We start from the raw sequence: 17,081 nt of genomic DNA, 5'->3' as shown, positions 1-17,081 counted from the left end.
GCGTACCGGGCTAGGTCCGGCTGCATGGGCGCAGGGACGCGCCTGTTGATTTCGTTTCAGGTCGAGGGTGGTAACACCCTCGATGTGTGTCCGGCGCCGCTTGCGACCGGGCATGAGTACCTTGATAAGGACTGACGTTTCCCATGTTGACCATTGCACTGTCCAAGGGCCGCATCCTTGATGACACCTTGCCGCTTCTGGCTGAAGCGGGCATCGTGCCGACCGAGAATCCGGACAAGAGCCGCAAGCTGATCATTCCTACGACTCAAGCCGATGTACGCTTGCTGATCGTGCGCGCCACCGATGTTCCGACTTACGTTGAACATGGCGCCGCCGACCTGGGCGTTGCCGGTAAGGACGTGCTGATGGAGTACGGCGGCCAGGGCCTGTACGAGCCCCTGGACCTGCGGATCGCCCGCTGCAAGCTGATGACCGCCGGCAAAGTCGGTGCGCCAGAACCCAAGGGCCGTTTGCGGGTGGCGACCAAGTTCGTCAACATTGCCAAGCGTTATTACGCCGAGCAGGGCCGTCAGGTCGATATCATCAAGTTGTACGGTTCGATGGAGCTGGCGCCGCTGATCGGCCTGGCGGACAAGATCATCGATGTGGTCGACACCGGCAACACCCTGCGGGCCAATGGCCTGGAGCCCCAGGATTTCATTGCCGACATCACCTCCCGGCTGATCGTCAACAAGGCTTCGATGAAAATGCAGCACGCCCGTATCCAGGCTCTGATCGATACCCTGCGCAAGGCAGTGGAATCGCGACACCGCGGCTGATTCACCTGCGCGACCTTGAGTCGCGCCCGTCTATCCGTGTCATAGCCAATTTTCTCAGGTGCCCACGCGAATGGACTGGTAGCTTAGGGCGCCTGAGCATTTGCCATTAATGAGGCCCTCGCTATGACCGCTCCCACTTCGATTCGCCGACTCAACGCTGCCGACCCGGATTTCGCACATCATCTGGATCATCTGCTGAGCTGGGAAAGTGTGTCTGACGACTCGGTCAATCAGCGGGTGCTGGACATCATCAAGGCTGTGCGCGAGCGTGGCGATGCAGCTTTGGTGGAATTCACCCAGAAATTCGATGGCCTGCAAGTGGCGTCCATGGCTGATCTGATCCTGCCGCGCGAGCGCCTGGAACTGGCCCTGACCCGGATCACGGTGCCGCAGCGCGAAGCCCTGGAAAAAGCCGCATCGCGGGTGCGCGACTATCACGAGAGGCAGAAACAGGACTCCTGGAGCTACACCGAAGCCGACGGCACGGTGCTGGGCCAAAAGGTCACGCCGCTGGACCGCGCCGGTCTGTACGTGCCGGGTGGCAAGGCGTCGTATCCATCCTCGGTGTTGATGAACGCGATCCCAGCCAAGGTCGCCGGCGTGACCGAAGTGGTCATGGTGGTGCCGACCCCGCGCGGCGAAATCAATGAACTGGTGCTGGCCGCTGCTTGCATCGCCGGGGTGGACCGAGTGTTCACCATCGGTGGCGCCCAGGCCGTGGCTGCGCTGGCCTATGGCACCGAGAGCGTGCCGCGGGTCGACAAGGTGGTGGGGCCTGGCAACATCTATGTCGCCACCGCCAAGCGCCACGTGTTCGGTCAGGTCGGTATCGATATGATCGCCGGCCCTTCGGAGATCCTGGTGGTGTGCGACGGCCAGACCGACCCGGACTGGATCGCCATGGACCTGTTTTCCCAGGCCGAGCACGACGAAGACGCCCAGGCGATCCTGGTCAGCCCGGACGCCGAGTTCCTCGACAAAGTGGCTGCCAGCATCGACAAGCTGCTGCCGACCATGGACCGCGCCGAGATCATCAACACCTCGATCAACGGCCGTGGCGCGCTGATCAAGGTCGAGAACATGGAACAGGCCATCGAGGTCGCCAACCGCATCGCGCCGGAGCACCTGGAGTTGTCGGTCGCTGACCCGCAGGCCTGGCTGCCGCAGATCCGCCACGCCGGTGCGATATTCATGGGCCGCCACACCAGCGAAGCCCTGGGTGACTATTGTGCAGGTCCCAACCACGTCTTGCCGACTTCCGGTACGGCGCGTTTCTCGTCGCCGCTGGGGGTGTATGACTTCCAGAAACGTTCGTCGATCATCTTCTGCTCCGAGCAAGGTGCGTCCGAACTGGGCAAGACCGCTTCGGTGCTGGCCCGTGGCGAGTCGCTGAGCGCCCACGCCCGCAGTGCCGAATACCGCATCCTTGATGAGCGCTCCATTGAAGGGCAGGGGAAACTGAAATGAGTAAATTCTGGAGCCCGTTCGTCAAGAACCTGGTGCCTTACGTGCCGGGCGAACAGCCGAAGCTGACTCGCCTGGTCAAGCTCAACACCAACGAGAACCCCTACGGCCCGTCGCCCAAGGCCCTGGCGGCGATGCAAACCGAGCTGAACGACAACCTGCGCCTGTACCCGGACCCCAACAGCGATCTGCTGAAAAGCGCCGTGGCCCGCTATTACGGTGTGCAGAGCAACCAGGTGTTCCTGGGCAACGGTTCGGACGAAGTGCTGGCGCACATTTTCCACGGGCTGCTGCAGCACGATCAGCCGCTGTTGTTCCCGGACATCAGTTACAGCTTTTATCCGGTGTATTGCGGGCTGTACGGCATCCAGTTCGACGCGGTGCCGCTGGACGCGCAGTTCCAGATCGACCCGGCGGACTATGCCAGACCAAACGGCGGGATCATCTTCCCCAATCCGAACGCTCCCACCGGCTGCCTGCTGGCCCTGGAAGCGGTCGAGCAGATCCTCAAGGCCAGTCCGGACTCGGTGGTGGTGGTTGATGAAGCCTATATCGACTTCGGCGGCGAGACCGCCATCAGTCTGGTGGACCGCTATCCGAACCTGCTGGTGACCCAGACCCTGTCCAAGTCCCGCTCATTGGCAGGATTGCGGGTGGGCCTGGCGGTGGGCCATCCGGACCTGATCGAAGCGCTGGAGCGGATCAAGAACAGCTTCAACTCCTACCCGCTGGATCGCCTGGCGAATGTCGGGGGCGCGGCGGCGTTCGACGATCGGGAGTATTTCGAGCAGACCTGCCGGTTGGTCATCGAGCACCGTGAATGGGTGGTGGCGCAGTTGCAGGCCAAGGGCTTTGACGTGTTGCCTTCGGCGGCCAACTTCATCTTCGCCCGTCACCCCCGGCACGATGCGGCAGGGCTGGCGGCGAAATTGCGCGAACAAGGCGTGATCGTGCGGCACTTCAAGCAGGAGCGGATTGCCCAATTCCTGCGGATCAGCATCGGCACGCCGGAGCAGAACCAGGCGTTGATCGAAGCCCTGGGTGAACTCTAAAGTTAAGGAAGGGGGCTGATGGCCTTATCGCGAGCAGGCTCGCTTCCACAGTAGAGTTGTTGCAAATACAAATTTTGTAACCAGCAGAGACACCCTGTGGGAGCGAGCCTGCTCGCGATGGCGTAGTGTCAGTCAACATCCATCTGGCTGATCCACCGCCATCGTGAGCAGACTCGCTCCCACAGTTGTTGGGCCTTACTCGTGATGCTCTTCACCCAGGAAGGTCAGCGAGGTGAACACCCCGCGCGTGGCCACGTCCTTGTTGTCCTTGAGCGCAATTTCCATCTGCGCGGCGATCACATTCAACCCTTCGTTACGCACCAGCACCTTGGCCCGGCCTTCGGCGTCGGTTTCTGCTGATACGGTGTCCGGTGCGCTGCGGTAATCACCCACCAGCTTCACCCCGGCGGCCGGTTTCCCGTCCAGCAGCACCCGTACCGGCAGTGACTGGCCCGGGCCTACGGTCAGCGGGTCGACTTCCGGCAGGATCAGGAACTTGACCTGATCAAGTTTCGGCAACTTCGCTCCCGGCTCGTAGATCGCCAGGCTGTACTTGAAGGTGTGGGTCGATTCAATCGCCCCGGGCACCTTCGTGCGGCCTTCGTTGATCCATTTCTTGTCAGCGGTCTGGGACCACATGCCATTGTCCAGTTCCACGGCCATCACGGCCGGTGGTTTGAGGGGTTGCAAGCGAGCATGGTCGGGCAAGCGTTCGACGGTGACCGGGATCATCTTGCCGCCCAGGTCATAGGCCCACGCACCGCTGATTTTCTGCGCCTTGAAGGCATTGTCCTCGGCGCCGTGGCCGTAGATCACTTCGATGTTGCCGCGCCGCTGTTCGGTCCACAGGCCATGGGCCGAGGCTTGTGTGGCCAGGAACAGGCTGAGAAGGGCGAAGGTCTTGGGGTATTTCATTGATTTTCCTTTTTACAGATCAAGGGTGAGGCTGACGGTAAAGTTGCGTGGCTCGCCGGGGTTGACCCAGTAGTTGCTGTACGAGCGCTCGTAGTATTTTTCGTCGAAGACGTTGTTCAGGTTCAGGCCCACGGTGACGTTGTCGCTGGCTTTGTAATGGGCCAGCAGATCCACGGTGTGGTAGGCCGGCAGTTCGAAGTCCTTGCCGGCTTCGCCGGAGCGATCTCCGACGTATGTGAATGCCGCACCCACGTCGGAGCCGCGCAGGTGGCCGTCCTGGAATTCGTAGACGCCGAGCAGGCTGCCGCTGTGCTTGGCGACGCCAAGAATCCGGCTGCCAGTGGGAATGGTTTCGTCACCCTTGGTCACTTCGGCATCGATGTAGGCGAAGGCGCCGATCACCCGGATGGCGTCAGTTACCTGCCCGGTGACCTGCAGGTCGAGTCCCTGGCTGCGGGCCTTGCCCATGGCGCGGTTGGAGTCTGTGGCCGGGTCCCGCGCCAGGACGTTTTCCTTTTCGATATGGAACGCCGCCAGAGTGGTGCTCAGGCGATCATCGAACAGCTCGCTCTTGATCCCCACTTCATAGCCAACGCCTTCCTCTGGATCGAAGGTTTTGCCCCCGGCATCCAGGCCATTGTTGGGCTTGAACGAGGTGGAGGCGTTGGCGAACAGTCCGACCTCGGGTGTCAGTTGGTACAGCAGGCCGGCCCGTTGCGTGAAGGTGTCATGACGCTGGCGGCTGGTGAGCTGCGTGGTGTGATCGTCAATGCTCTGCTCGAAATGCTCATAACGCACGCCGAGCATGCCCCGCAGTTTGTCGGTGAAGACGATCTGGTCCTGAAGATTCAGCGCACGGCTTTTCACACGCTCGAAAAAATCGGTGCCGGTACGTTGACCATCAGGTTTCGGCTGGCCATAGACCGGTTGATAGATGTCGATGGGGTAAGTGCCACCGTTGATCGTGGTCACGCGCTCGTTCTTGCGATAGTCCTCGTATTCGGTGCCGATCAGCAATTCGTGCTGCCAGGGCCCGAGGTCAAACAGTCCGCGTAATTCAAGCTGGGTAATGCTGTCGTGCCAATTGTTGTCGCGCTCGCGGTAGCGGCGGTTCACCGTACGACCGTCGGCGTTCAGCGGCCGCGCTTCTGAGGCGAATCCCCAGAGTTCGCCCTGTTTGTAATGGCTGGCCAGGCGCAGTTGCCAGGCGTCGTTGAGCTGATGTTCGAGGGCCGCCTGGAGCATGTTGTTGTGGTTGTCGATGTCGCCGTCGTTGGGTTCGCCCAAAAAGGTTGAGCGGGAAACACCGCTCCAACGGTTGTTCGGCGCCACGATGCCGCGATCGAACGTTGAACTGTGGCGCACGATTTCGCTTTCCACCAGCAGGCGCGTATCGGGGCTCAGTTGCCAACTGAGGGAGGGGGCGACGAAGACGCGCTTGCTCTGGACGTGATCGCGAAAGCTGTGATTGTCCTCGACCGCCAGGTTGACCCGCGACAGCACATTGCCCTCAGCGTCCAGTGGTGTGTTGACGTCCAGCGCGGTGCGGTAGCGATCCCAACTGCCGGCGCTGGTTTGCAGGGTGGTGAAGGCTTCGGGCTGGGGCTTCTTGGTGACGATGTTCACCGTACCGCCGGGGTCGCCGCGCCCGTACAGGCTGGCCGCCGGTCCTTTAAGCACCTCGATGCGTTCAATGTTGGCCGCATCCGGCGTACTCGGATAACCGCGGTTGGCGCTGAAGCCGTCCTTGTAGAACTCCGAAGTGGTAAAGCCACGCACGCTGTATTCGTAGAGTGTCAGGCCGCCGAAGTTGTTTTGCTTTGACACGCCGCCGGCATATTCCAGGGCCCGTTCGACGTTGGTGCTGCCCAGATCATTGAGGACGCTGGCGGGGATCACACTGATCGATTGCGGGATGTCCCGCAGGGCGGTGTCGGTTTTGGTGGCGCTGGCGGAGCGAGTGGCGCGATAGCCCGTCACCGGCCCGGTAGGGGATTCGTAGTCGGCAGAGACGTTGATGGCGTCCAGTTCCATCGGCTGGATTTCCTCGGCGATCACCGGGTCACCCAGCAGACCCAAGGCCAGGCTGGCGAGGGAAATCCGTTTTAGAGATGACATGTTATCTTGTTCCAATTTTTAGTATTGAAACAATATAACACTACTAATGAGAATTTATGCTATTCCTGGCCGACTAAAATAACCGCGGCGAACACGGTTTTTTGTGGCGAGGGAGCAAGCTCCCTCGCCACAAGGGACTCTTGGCCAGCAAGGCTGTTGCTATCGCGCAGTTACTCTTCTTCCTTCACCACCACCGGTGCCGGCGGTGGGCGCAAACCGATTTCTGCGGTGAGCTTGAGCTCCTTGCCGTTGCGCATCACCTGGATGGCGACCTTGTCGGTGGGTTTGATCCGCGCCACCTGGTTCATCGAGCGACGGCCGTCACCGGCGGGTTCGCCGTCGATGCTCAGGATCACGTCGCCCAGTTGCAGGCCGGCCTTCTGGGCCGGGCCATCGCGGAAAATGCCTGCTACCACGATCCCGGGACGCCCGGACAGGCCGAAGGACTCCGCCAGCTCCTGGGACAGCGGCTGCACTTCAATACCCAGCCAGCCCCGAATCACCTGGCCGTGTTCGATGATGGACTTCATCACTTCCATGGCCAGCTTCACCGGAATCGCAAAACCGATGCCCTGGCTGCCGCCGGACTTGGAGAAGATCGCCGTGTTGATCCCGGTCAGATTGCCGTTGGCATCCACCAGCGCGCCGCCGGAGTTGCCGGGGTTGATCGCGGCATCGGTCTGGATGAAGTCTTCGTAATTGTTCAGGCCCAACTGATTGCGCCCAGTGGCGCTGATGATGCCCATGGTCACGGTCTGGCCGACGCCGAAGGGGTTGCCGATGGCCAGGGTGACATCGCCGATGCGGATGCTGTCCGAGCGCCCAATGGTGATGGCCGGCAGGTTCTTCAGGTCGATCTTCAGCACCGCAAGGTCGGTTTCCGGGTCGCTGCCGATCACCCGGGCCAGGGTTTCGCGACCATCCTTGAGCGCCACCACAATCTGATCGGCGCCGCTGGTGACGTGGTTGTTGGTCAGGATATAACCTTCAGGGCTCATGATTACGCCCGAACCCAGGCTCGACTCCATGCGTTTCTGCTTGGGTGAGTTGTCGCCGAAGAAGCGCCGGAACTGCGGGTCTTCGAACAGGGGATGGCTGGATTTGTTGACGACCTTGGTGGTGTACAGGTTGACCACGGCCGGTGCCGCGATCGTCACGGCATCGGCGTAGGACACCGGCCCTTGTTGCAGTGCCTTGGTCTGTGGCGCCTGCTGCAGGTTGACGTCGAGGCTCGGTAGGCCGACCCACTCCGGATAACGCTGGATAATCAGTAGAGCGACAAGCACGCCGGCCAACAGAGGCCAGCCGGAAAAACGCAGCGCCTTGAGCATTAAGCACGTCCTACAAAGGTTGCAGGCGGTGTGAGACCGCCCATAATGTCGCGCATTATACGAGGCCGCGCGCGCCTCTGAACGGGATATTTAGGAGTCTTTTCATGGCCGTAGCCCTGAACACCCTGGTAGAAGAAGCGGATCGTTACCTGGCCGCCGCCAGGATTGCCGATTACTGCCCCAACGGTTTGCAGGTCGAAGGCGCCCCTCAGGTGACGCGCATTGTCAGCGGTGTCACCGCCAGCCAGGCATTGCTCGATGCTGCAGTGGAGGCTGACGCTGATCTGGTGCTGGTGCATCACGGGTATTTCTGGAAAGGCGAAAATCCGTGCGTCACCGGCATGAAGCAACGTCGCCTCAAAACCTTGCTCAAGCACGATATCAGTCTGCTGGCCTACCACTTGCCGCTGGATCTGCATGCAGAGGTGGGCAATAACGTGCAATTGGCTCGCCAGTTGGACATTACCGTCGAAGGGCCGCTGGATCCGGACAACCCCAAGGTCGTCGGCCTGGTGGGCTCCTTGTCCGAACCGATGACGCCCCGGGACTTCGCCCGTAAAGTGCAGGAAGTCATGGGCCGCGAGCCTTTGTTGATCGAAGGCGAGCAGATGATCCGCCGGGTCGGCTGGTGCACGGGCGGAGGCCAGGGCTACATCGATCAGGCCGTGCTGGCCGGGGTTGATCTGTTTCTCAGTGGCGAGGCGTCCGAGCAGACCTTTCACAGCGCCCGGGAAAACGGCATCAGCTTCATCGCCGCCGGGCACCATGCGACCGAGCGCTATGGTGTGCAGGCATTGGGCGATTACCTGGCGCGGCGCTTTGCTTTAGAGCATATCTTTATCGATTGCCCGAATCCCATCTGACTAACGCTGAACTGAATGTGGGAGCGGGCCTGTGGGAGCAAAGCTTGCTCGCGATAGCGGTATTGCATGTGCCGACGTCATCGCGAGCAAGCTTTGCTCCCACGGAGGCCACCGCAACGCCCGAACCGGCAGGCATATCCATATGCTGTTTCGATCTAGTTGGCGCCCTGATTAGAAGAGGTCGCTGTGCTAGGATTCCCCGCTCGAACACGGCCCGCTGGCCGTTCATAAGAAAGTTTTCGTGAGTAGCCATGGTCGACAAACTGACGCATCTGAAACAGCTGGAGGCGGAAAGCATCCACATCATCCGCGAGGTGGCCGCCGAGTTCGATAACCCGGTGATGCTGTACTCCATCGGTAAAGACTCCGCCGTGATGCTGCACCTGGCACGCAAGGCGTTTTTCCCCGGCAAGCTGCCGTTTCCGGTGATGCATGTCGACACCCGCTGGAAATTCCAGGAAATGTACAAGTTCCGCGACCGCATGGTTGAAGAGCTGGGCCTGGACCTGATCACTCACGTGAACCCGGACGGCGTGGCGCAAGGAATCAACCCGTTTACTCACGGCAGCGCCAAGCACACCGACATCATGAAGACCGAAGGCCTGAAACAGGCTTTGGACAAGTATGGTTTCGACGCCGCTTTTGGTGGTGCCCGCCGCGATGAAGAGAAGTCCCGCGCCAAGGAGCGCGTGTACTCGTTCCGCGACAGCAAGCATCGCTGGGATCCGAAGAACCAGCGCCCGGAGCTGTGGAACGTCTACAACGGCAAGGTCAACAAAGGCGAGTCGATCCGCGTATTCCCGCTGTCGAACTGGACCGAGCTGGACATCTGGCAGTACATCTACCTCGAAGGCATCCCGATCGTGCCGCTGTACTTCGCCGCCGAGCGCGAAGTGATCGAGAAGAACGGCACGCTGATCATGATCGACGACGAGCGCATCCTCGAGCACCTGTCCGATGAAGACAAAGCCCGTATCGTCAAAAAGAAAGTGCGGTTCCGCACCCTTGGCTGCTACCCGTTGACGGGCGCGGTGGAGTCCGAGGCCGAAAGCCTGACGGACATCATTCAGGAAATGCTCCTGACGCGAACTTCCGAGCGCCAGGGCCGGGTCATCGACCACGATGGCGCAGGCTCGATGGAAGATAAGAAACGTCAGGGTTATTTCTAAGGGGTTGTCATGTCGCACCAATCTGATTTGATCAGCGAGGACATCCTCGCTTACCTGGGCCAGCACGAGCGCAAAGAGCTGCTGCGTTTTTTGACCTGCGGTAACGTCGACGACGGCAAGAGCACCCTGATCGGGCGCCTGCTGCACGACTCCAAGATGATCTACGAAGATCATCTGGAAGCCATTACCCGCGATTCGAAGAAAGTCGGCACCACCGGTGACGACATCGACCTGGCGTTGCTGGTCGATGGCTTGCAGGCCGAGCGCGAGCAAGGCATCACCATCGATGTCGCGTACCGCTATTTTTCCACGGCCAAGCGCAAATTCATCATCGCCGACACCCCGGGCCATGAGCAGTACACCCGCAACATGGCCACCGGTGCCTCCACCTGTGACCTGGCGATCATTCTGGTGGATGCCCGCTACGGCGTGCAGACCCAGACCCGTCGCCACAGCTTCATCGCCTCGTTGCTGGGCATCAAGCATATCGTCGTGGCCATCAACAAGATGGACCTCAAGGACTTCGACCAGGGCGTGTTCGAGTCGATCAAGGCCGACTATCTGAAGTTCGCCGAAGGCTTGAAGATGAAGCCCACCAGCATGCACTTCGTGCCGATGTCGGCCCTCAAGGGCGACAACGTGGTGAACAAGTCCGAGCGCTCGCCGTGGTACACCGGCCAGTCGCTGATGGAAATTCTCGAGACCGTGGAAGTGGCGGGCGACCGTAACTTCACCGACCTGCGTTTCCCGGTGCAGTACGTCAACCGTCCGAACTTGAACTTCCGCGGTTTCGCCGGCACCCTGGCCAGCGGCATCGTGCACAAGGGCGACGAAGTGGTGGTGCTGCCTTCGGGCAAGAGCAGCCGCGTGAAGTCCATCGTCACTTTCGAAGGCGAGCTGGAACACGCCGGCCCTGGCCAGGCAGTGACGCTGACCATGGAAGATGAGATCGACATCTCCCGTGGCGACCTGCTGGTGCATGCCGACAGCGTGCCGCCGGTCACCGACAGCTTCGAAGCGATGTTGGTGTGGATGGCCGAAGAGCCGATGCTGCCGGGCAAGAAATACGACATCAAGCGCGCCACCAGTTACGTGCCGGGCTCGATTGCCAGCATCGTCAACAAGGTCGACGTGAACACCTTGGAAGAAGGCCCGGCCAGCGCGTTGCAGCTCAACGAAATCGGCAAGGTGAAGATCGCCCTGGATGCGCCGATCGCCCTGGACGGTTACGAGAGCAACCGCACCACCGGCGCGTTCATCGTCATCGATCGCCTGACCAATGGCACTGTCGGCGCCGGCATGATCGTCGCCCAGCCGCTGGCTCACGGCACCAGCACGCACCACGGCAAACTGGCTCATGTGTCGGTGGAAGAGCGCGCCCAACGCTTCGGCCAGCAACCGGCCACGGTGCTGTTCAGCGGCCTGTCGGGTGCTGGCAAAAGCACGCTGGCCTATGCGGTGGAACGCAAGCTGTTCGACATGGGTCGTGCGGTCTTCGTGCTCGATGGCCAGAACCTGCGTCATGACTTGAACAAGGGCTTGCCACAGGACCGTGCCGGACGTACCGAGAACTGGCGTCGTGCGGCCCACGTTGCCCGTCAGTTCAACGAAGCCGGGCTGCTGACCCTCGCCGCGTTCGTCGCGCCGAATGCAGAAGGGCGCGAGCAGGCCAAAGACCTGATCGGCAAGGAACGTCTGCTGACGGTCTATGTCCAGGCCTCGCCAATCGTCTGCGCCCAGCGTGATCCGCAAGGTTTGTACGCTGCTGCCGGCGACAACATCCCCGGTGAGTCCTTCCCGTATGACGTGCCGCTGGACGCCGATCTGGTGATCGACACCCAGTCGCTGTCGTTGGAAGAGAGTGTCAAGCAAGTGCTGGATCTGCTGCGCAAGCGTGGGGCGATCTAGGGAAGCCGCTGCAAGCTTCTAGCTTCAAGCGACAAGAAAAAGCCCGCAGATGAGCGATCATCTGCGGGCTTTTTCATTTCAAGGAACAACTCGGTCAACTGTGGGAGCGAGCCTGCTCGCGATAGCGGTGGGTCAGTCTCCATTTATCCAAGCTGAGACACCGCAATCGCGAGCAGGCTCGCTCCCACAAAAGATTGATCCAGCCCTGGAACTCCAGGCGATAGGCGCCGTCCTGGTCGTAGTTCCTGCCGATGAACTGCGGCGGAATCTTCAGTTCCTGGAAATGCACCACCACTTCGTCAACTTTTCCGCAGAGCAAATCCCAGTACCCCGGTCGGCCGCCGGGATAGTGGATGGTCACGTTGATGATCGACTCCAGCTGTTCGCCCATGGCATCGAGCACAAACGCAATCCCACCGGCCTTGGGTTTGAGCAGGTAGCGAAACGGTGACTGTTGCTGGGCATGCTTGCCTTCGGTGAAGCGTGTGCCTTCGACGAAGTTGAAGATGCCCACGGGGTTGTTGCGAAATTTCGCGCAGGTCTTGCGGGTGGTTTCCAGGTCCTTGCCTTTCTTTTCCGGGTACTTCTCCAGGTAAGCCTTGGAGTAGCGCTTCATGAACGGGAACCCCAGGGCCCACCAGGCCAGGCCGATCACCGGTACCCAGATCAGTTCCTGCTTGAGAAAGAACTTCAATGGGCGAATGCGCCGGTTCAGCACGTACTGCAACACCATGATATCGACCCAACTCTGGTGGTTGCTGGTGATCAGGTACGAGTGCTGGTAGTCCAGGCCTTCCAGGCCGCTGAGGTGCCAGCGGGTGCGGCGCAGCAGGTTCATCCAGGCCTTGTTGTTGCTGATCCAGGCTTCATGAATGTGGCCCATCAGCCAGTCGGTGAAACGCTGGGCGGCGGGGAAGGGCAGCAACAGCTTGAAGATGGCCACGATGAACAGCAGGGTGGCTTCGCGGACTTTCTCCACCTCTTCACCGCTGGCCGACTCGCCGCTGGAATAGCTGAGCATTGCCACCCGTGGCGTGATGCCGAACGCGGCAGCCGAGTCGGCGCTTTGCAGGGCAATCTCCGCCAGCTCCGCGGCACTGGGATGCGGGTTCATCACGCAGTCGCCATAGACCAGCACTTCTTCGGGGAACAGCATGAAAAACACCGAAGACACCAGCGAGCATCCCGGGGCGGTCTTGATCAGTTGCAAGGCCGGGCGGATGGTGTTGGCGGTAGAGTGGATAACACCGGACACCAGCCCGTCGACCTCATCGAGCGCCAGCATCATGGTGCCGATCACCACGGTGTCTTCCAGTTGCTGTTCGGCCATCGGCGCGTTCAGGCTTTTGCTCTTGCGCAGCCGCACCATCGGTTCGACGTAACGCTCACGAATCGAATCCGGGTCGAGAATCTCCAGCCCCGGCGGCAGTTCGATGCCCTGGGCACGAGCCACTGCCTCGACGTCGGCCGGTTTGGCCAGCAGCACGCAGCGAGCGATGCCACGGGCCTGGCAAATGGCGGCGGCCTGGACTGTCAGCGGTTCGCTGCCTTCAGGCAGCACGATGCGCTTGTCGGCGGCCTGGGCGCGCTGGATCAATTGGTAGCGGAACACGGCCGGCGACAAGCGCATTTCCCGTGGCGTACCGCAACGCTGATGCAGCCATTTGGCATCCAGGTGGCTGGCGACAAAATCGGTGATGATCTCCGCACGTTCGCGGTCGTCGATCGGAATTTCCTTGTTCAAGCCATTGAGCAGGTTGGCGGTGTCGTAAGACCCGGTACTGACCGACAGCACCGGAAGCCCCGCCTGTAAGGCGCCTCGACAAAGGTCCATGATGCGCGGGTCGGGCAGGGTGTCGCTGGTCAGCAGCAGGCCGGCCAACGGTACGCCGTTGAGCGCTGCCAGACTCACGGCCAGGATGATGTCGTCGCGATCACCCGGGGTCACCACCAGCACGCCGGGCTTGAGCAGCTCCACGGTGTTGCGCATGGTGCGGGCGCAAATAATGATGTTGCTCATGCGCCGGGTTTCGTAATCGCCGGCATTGAGCACCTGCGCGCCCATCAGGTCGGCCACGTCACGGGTGCGTGGGGCGTTGAGTTCGGGGCGGAACGGGATGCAACCCAGCAGGCGGAAATCGCCGCTGCGCAACAGCGGCGAGTGCTCCTTGAGCCGCGCGGAGAAGGCCTCCATGCTTTCCTCGGTATGGACTTTGTTCAGGATCACGCCGAGGACTTTCGGGTCTTTGGGCCCGCCGAACAACTGCGCCTGCAGCTCGACGCGACCGGAAAGCTCGGTCAGCACTTCGTTCTCCGGCGCCGACACCAGGATGACCTCGGCGTCCAGGCTCTTGGCCAGGTGCAGGTTGACCCGCGCGGCATAGCTGGCGTTGCGGGTCGGGACCATACCCTCGACGACCAGCACGTCCTTGCCGATGGCAGCCTGTTGGTAGAGGGTGATGATTTCTTCCAGCAACTCATCGAGCTGGCCGTCGCCCAGCATGCGTTCGACGTGCGCCAGGCCCAGCGGCTGCGGCGGCTTGAGGCCGTGGGTGCGGGCCACCAGTTCGGTGGAGCGTTCCGGTCCGGTATCGCCGGGATGGGGCTGGGCGATAGGTTTGAAAAAACCGACTTTCAGCCCGGCCCGTTCGAGTGTGCGCACCAGCCCGAGGCTGATGGAGGTCAGACCCACACCAAAATCGGTGGGCGCGATAAAAAAAGTTTGCATGCGGATTCTCTAAAGGTGCATGGCAAAGGCGAGGCTATAACTGCCGTCTACCGTCAATTCAGGCGCCAAGGTTATCGCTAACCGGGGCCTGTGCGCACCAGCCGCAGTCAAAGGACTGGCCTATTTTTTCAATACGTTGCGCCGGGTCCAGCACCCAGGCCCGGGACTGCCACGGCGGCAGGTGGCGCAGATGCTGGGTGTGGCCACAGGACAGCTCGGCCACCCAGTGCCCGTCCTCATCCTGATGAAAACCGGTGACCGTCGGTCTGTTCGAACAAGCCCGTTTGTCCGGGTTCCGTTCGCTTTCGGGCAAATCCTTGTTTAGACTTGTCCGTTCTTCATTCTTATGCAAAAGGTCTCGCCCCATGCTGATCGCCGCCAATAAGGCTGTCTCCATCGACTATACCCTGACCAACGACGCTGGTGAGGTCATCGACAGCTCTGCCGGCGGCGCTCCGCTGGTCTACCTGCATGGCGCAGGCAACATCATCCAGGGTCTGGAAAAAGCCCTGGAAGGTAAAACTTCCGGTGACGAGCTGAACGTTACCGTTGAGCCGGAAGATGCTTATGGCGAATACTCCGCCGAGCTGGTCAGCACCCTGAGCCGCAGCATGTTCGAGGGCGTGGATGAGCTGGAAGTAGGCATGCAGTTCCACGCTTCGGCCCCCGATGGCCAGATGCAGATCGTCACCATCCGCGACCTGGAAGGCGATGACGTCACCGTTGACGGCAACCACCCGTTGGCCGGTCAGCGCTTGAACTTCCAGGTCAAGATCGTCGACATTCGTGATGCCAGCCAGGAAGAAATCGCCCATGGTCACGTCCATGGCGAAGGTGGCCATCACCACTGATTTGTGCGCTACGCTCAAGTGAACTGGAAAGGCGCCTTACGGCGCCTTTTTAGTCTGTTGCTGTTAGCATCGTCCATGGCTGTTCGAAAAGATCCGCAAACCTGGAGTTCGTCATGAGTGCTTTCCACGACCTTAAACTTAAAGCCCTGGATGGTCAGGAACTTGATCTGGCGCCGTTCAAGGGGCAAGTCGTGCTGGTGGTCAATGTCGCCTCCAAATGTGGCCTGACACCTCAGTACGCTGCGTTGGAAAACCTCTATCAGCAATACAAGGCCAAGGGGTTCTGTGTGCTGGGCCTGCCTTGCAACCAGTTCGCCGGACAAGAGCCGGGGACGGAACAGGAAATCCAGGATTTCTGCAGCCTCAATTATGGTGTGACGTTCCCGTTGTCCAGCAAACTGGAAGTGAACGGGCACGACCGTCATCAGTTGTACCGTCTGCTGGCAGGCGAGGGGGCCGAGTTTCCGGGGGACATCACCTGGAACTTCGAGAAGTTCCTGCTGGGCAAGGACGGTCGGGTGCTGGCGCGTTTCTCACCGCGCACGGCGCCGGATGATCCGGCCGTGATCCAGGCTATCGAAAAAGCCTTGAGCTGAACCTCTGGAGCAACCATCACCCTGTTGTGTGCGGGCACACTCCTCTCGGCTTCCTTTTGATCCACAATCATTCAAATCAATAGTGCTACCCATTGCTTTCCACGGTCCATATTATCGCTGTCATATTCGACCTGCGACCCTGTTTCCGTGGAGTGTCCCATGCCTGTAAAAGCCTTGTTCAAACCCTTCCATCTCGGTGCGCTGGAGCTGCCGACCCGGGTCGTGATGGCGCCGATGACTCGCTCCTTTTCCCCAGGCGGCGTGCCGAACGCCAAGGTCGTGGAATATTACCGCCGTCGCGCGGCGGCCGGCGTCGGTCTGATCATTACCGAAGGCACGACCGTCGGGCACAAGGCCTCCAACGGTTATCCGAACGTACCGCATTTTTACGGCGAGGCCGCGCTGGCCGGCTGGAAACAAGTGGTTGATGCCGTGCATGCCGAAGGCGGCAAGATCGTTCCGCAGCTCTGGCACGTAGGTAACGTGCGGCGCTTGGGGACCGAGCCGGACGCGAGCGTGCCGGGCTATGGTCCTTCGGAAAAACTCAAGGACGGCCAGGTCGTGGTTCACGGCATGACCCAGGCGGATATCGACGAAGTCATCGCAGCGTTCGCCCAGGCGGCGAAAGACGCCCAGAGCATCGGCATGGACGGCGTGGAGATCCACGGCGCCCATGGTTACCTGGTGGACCAGTTCTTCTGGGAGGGCAGCAACCAGCGCACCGACGGTTATGGTGGAAGTCTGGCCAACCGATCGCGCTTCGCCATCGAACTGATCCGCGCCGTGCGTGCTGCGGTAGGTGAAGGGTTCCCGATCATCTTCCGTTTCTCCCAATGGAAGCAGCAGGACTACACCGCGCGTCTGGTGCAAACGCCAGAGGCCTTGGGCGAGTTCCTCAAGCCTTTGGCAGAGGCCGGTGTGGATATTTTCCATTGCTCGACACGTCGCTTCTGGGAGCCTGAATTCGAAGGCTCCGAGCTGAATCTGGCGGGCTGGACCCGCAAGCTGACCGGCAAGCCAACCATCACCGTCGGCAGCGTTGGCCTGGATGGCGAGTTCCTGCAGTTTATGGTCAACACCGACAAAGTCGCGCAGCCGGCCAGCCTGGAGAAACTGCTGGAGCGCCTGAACAATGATGAGTTCGACCTGGTGGCGGTGGGGCGAGCCCTGCTGGTAGACCCGGATTGGGCGCAAAAAGTGCGTGAAGGCCGGGAGCAGGAGATCTTGCCGTTCAGCCGTGAGGCGTTGATGACACTGGTTTAAGCGGCGCCTGCCATCGCGAGCAGGCTCGCTCCTACACCGGATTT

Annotated in this window: 14 protein-coding genes; 9 read left to right on the top strand and 5 right to left on the bottom strand. The window is 60.8% G+C overall.

All coding sequences use genetic code 11. The features are described from left to right. Positions 1 to 143 precede the first annotated feature (143 nt). The 3 genes from hisG (at position 144) to hisC (ending at position 3,295) form a co-directional block, all read left to right on the top strand. A complete protein-coding gene (hisG, locus tag GSM73_RS18015) occupies positions 144 to 779 on the top strand; it encodes an ATP phosphoribosyltransferase (protein WP_047228656.1) in 636 nt (211 codons plus the stop codon). 123 nt (positions 780 to 902) lie between these two features. Next, on the top strand, positions 903 to 2,246 hold the full coding sequence (gene hisD / locus GSM73_RS18010; RefSeq protein WP_047228655.1) for a histidinol dehydrogenase: 1,344 nt from the start codon (positions 903 to 905) through the stop codon (positions 2,244 to 2,246). Further along, on the top strand, positions 2,243 to 3,295 hold the full coding sequence (gene hisC / locus GSM73_RS18005) for a histidinol-phosphate transaminase (RefSeq protein WP_107321881.1): 1,053 nt from the start codon (positions 2,243 to 2,245) through the stop codon (positions 3,293 to 3,295). The genes hisD and hisC overlap by 4 nt, the downstream gene beginning before the upstream one ends. A gap of 195 nt (positions 3,296 to 3,490) precedes the next feature. Here hisC and GSM73_RS18000 read toward each other — a convergent pair whose 3' ends face one another. The 3 genes from GSM73_RS18000 to algW all read right to left on the bottom strand — a co-directional run bounded on the left by GSM73_RS18000 (position 3,491) and on the right by algW (position 7,659). Then, positions 3,491 to 4,210, bottom strand: a complete 720-nt coding sequence (locus GSM73_RS18000; RefSeq protein ID WP_047228653.1) for a DUF4198 domain-containing protein — start codon at positions 4,208 to 4,210, stop codon at positions 3,491 to 3,493. 12 nt (positions 4,211 to 4,222) lie between these two features. Further along, the gene (locus GSM73_RS17995; protein ID WP_160893406.1) at positions 4,223 to 6,328 is read right to left on the bottom strand and encodes a TonB-dependent siderophore receptor; all 2,106 of its coding nucleotides are present in this window, start codon (positions 6,326 to 6,328) and stop codon (positions 4,223 to 4,225) included. 170 nt (positions 6,329 to 6,498) lie between these two features. Next, positions 6,499 to 7,659 (bottom strand): Do family serine endopeptidase AlgW, encoded by a 1,161-nt coding sequence (algW, locus tag GSM73_RS17990; protein ID WP_047228651.1) that lies wholly within the window; start codon positions 7,657 to 7,659, stop codon positions 6,499 to 6,501. A gap of 104 nt (positions 7,660 to 7,763) precedes the next feature. Here algW and GSM73_RS17985 point away from each other — a divergent pair, with 104 nt between their 5' ends. The 3 genes from GSM73_RS17985 (at position 7,764) to cysN (ending at position 11,599) form a co-directional block, all read left to right on the top strand. After that, a complete protein-coding gene (locus tag GSM73_RS17985; protein WP_047228650.1) occupies positions 7,764 to 8,522 on the top strand; it encodes a Nif3-like dinuclear metal center hexameric protein in 759 nt (252 codons plus the stop codon). A gap of 251 nt (positions 8,523 to 8,773) precedes the next feature. Continuing rightward, entirely contained in the window at positions 8,774 to 9,691 is a 918-nt protein-coding gene (gene cysD, locus GSM73_RS17980) for a sulfate adenylyltransferase subunit CysD (protein WP_003178041.1), read from the top strand. A gap of 9 nt (positions 9,692 to 9,700) precedes the next feature. Next, the gene (gene cysN, locus GSM73_RS17975; protein ID WP_160893404.1) at positions 9,701 to 11,599 is read left to right on the top strand and encodes a sulfate adenylyltransferase subunit CysN; all 1,899 of its coding nucleotides are present in this window, start codon (positions 9,701 to 9,703) and stop codon (positions 11,597 to 11,599) included. Between the two features lie 94 nt (positions 11,600 to 11,693). Here cysN and pta read toward each other — a convergent pair whose 3' ends face one another. Next, positions 11,694 to 14,327 carry a phosphate acetyltransferase gene (gene pta / locus GSM73_RS17970; protein WP_160893402.1) on the bottom strand — a complete coding sequence of 878 codons (2,634 nt, stop codon included), beginning with the start codon at positions 14,325 to 14,327 and terminating at the stop codon, positions 11,694 to 11,696. A 58-nt stretch (positions 14,328 to 14,385) separates the two neighbouring features. Continuing rightward, complete coding sequence (locus GSM73_RS17965; protein WP_076383569.1) at positions 14,386 to 14,724, bottom strand: DUF3565 domain-containing protein; 339 nt, start codon at positions 14,722 to 14,724, stop codon at positions 14,386 to 14,388. On the opposite strand from GSM73_RS17965, the gene GSM73_RS17960 reads away from it, so the two are divergent. From GSM73_RS17960 to GSM73_RS17950, 3 genes are all read left to right on the top strand, one after another. After that, a complete protein-coding gene (locus GSM73_RS17960) occupies positions 14,693 to 15,178 on the top strand; it encodes a peptidylprolyl isomerase (protein WP_047228645.1) in 486 nt (161 codons plus the stop codon). The genes GSM73_RS17965 and GSM73_RS17960 overlap by 32 nt on opposite strands. A gap of 113 nt (positions 15,179 to 15,291) precedes the next feature. Continuing rightward, a complete protein-coding gene (locus tag GSM73_RS17955) occupies positions 15,292 to 15,774 on the top strand; it encodes a glutathione peroxidase (RefSeq protein WP_047228644.1) in 483 nt (160 codons plus the stop codon). Positions 15,775 to 15,933: 159 nt separating this feature from the next. Further along, complete coding sequence (locus tag GSM73_RS17950; protein WP_047228643.1) at positions 15,934 to 17,037, top strand: NADH:flavin oxidoreductase; 1,104 nt, start codon at positions 15,934 to 15,936, stop codon at positions 17,035 to 17,037. The last annotated feature ends 44 nt before the right edge of the window (positions 17,038 to 17,081 follow it).

Origin of the sequence: Pseudomonas sp. PICF6 (genome assembly GCF_009831705.1) — a bacterium.
Taxonomy (GTDB): domain Bacteria; phylum Pseudomonadota; class Gammaproteobacteria; order Pseudomonadales; family Pseudomonadaceae; genus Aquipseudomonas; species Aquipseudomonas rhizophila.
The sequence above is the reverse complement of the archived record's forward strand: the minus strand, read 5'-3'. Positions and strand labels throughout refer to the sequence as shown.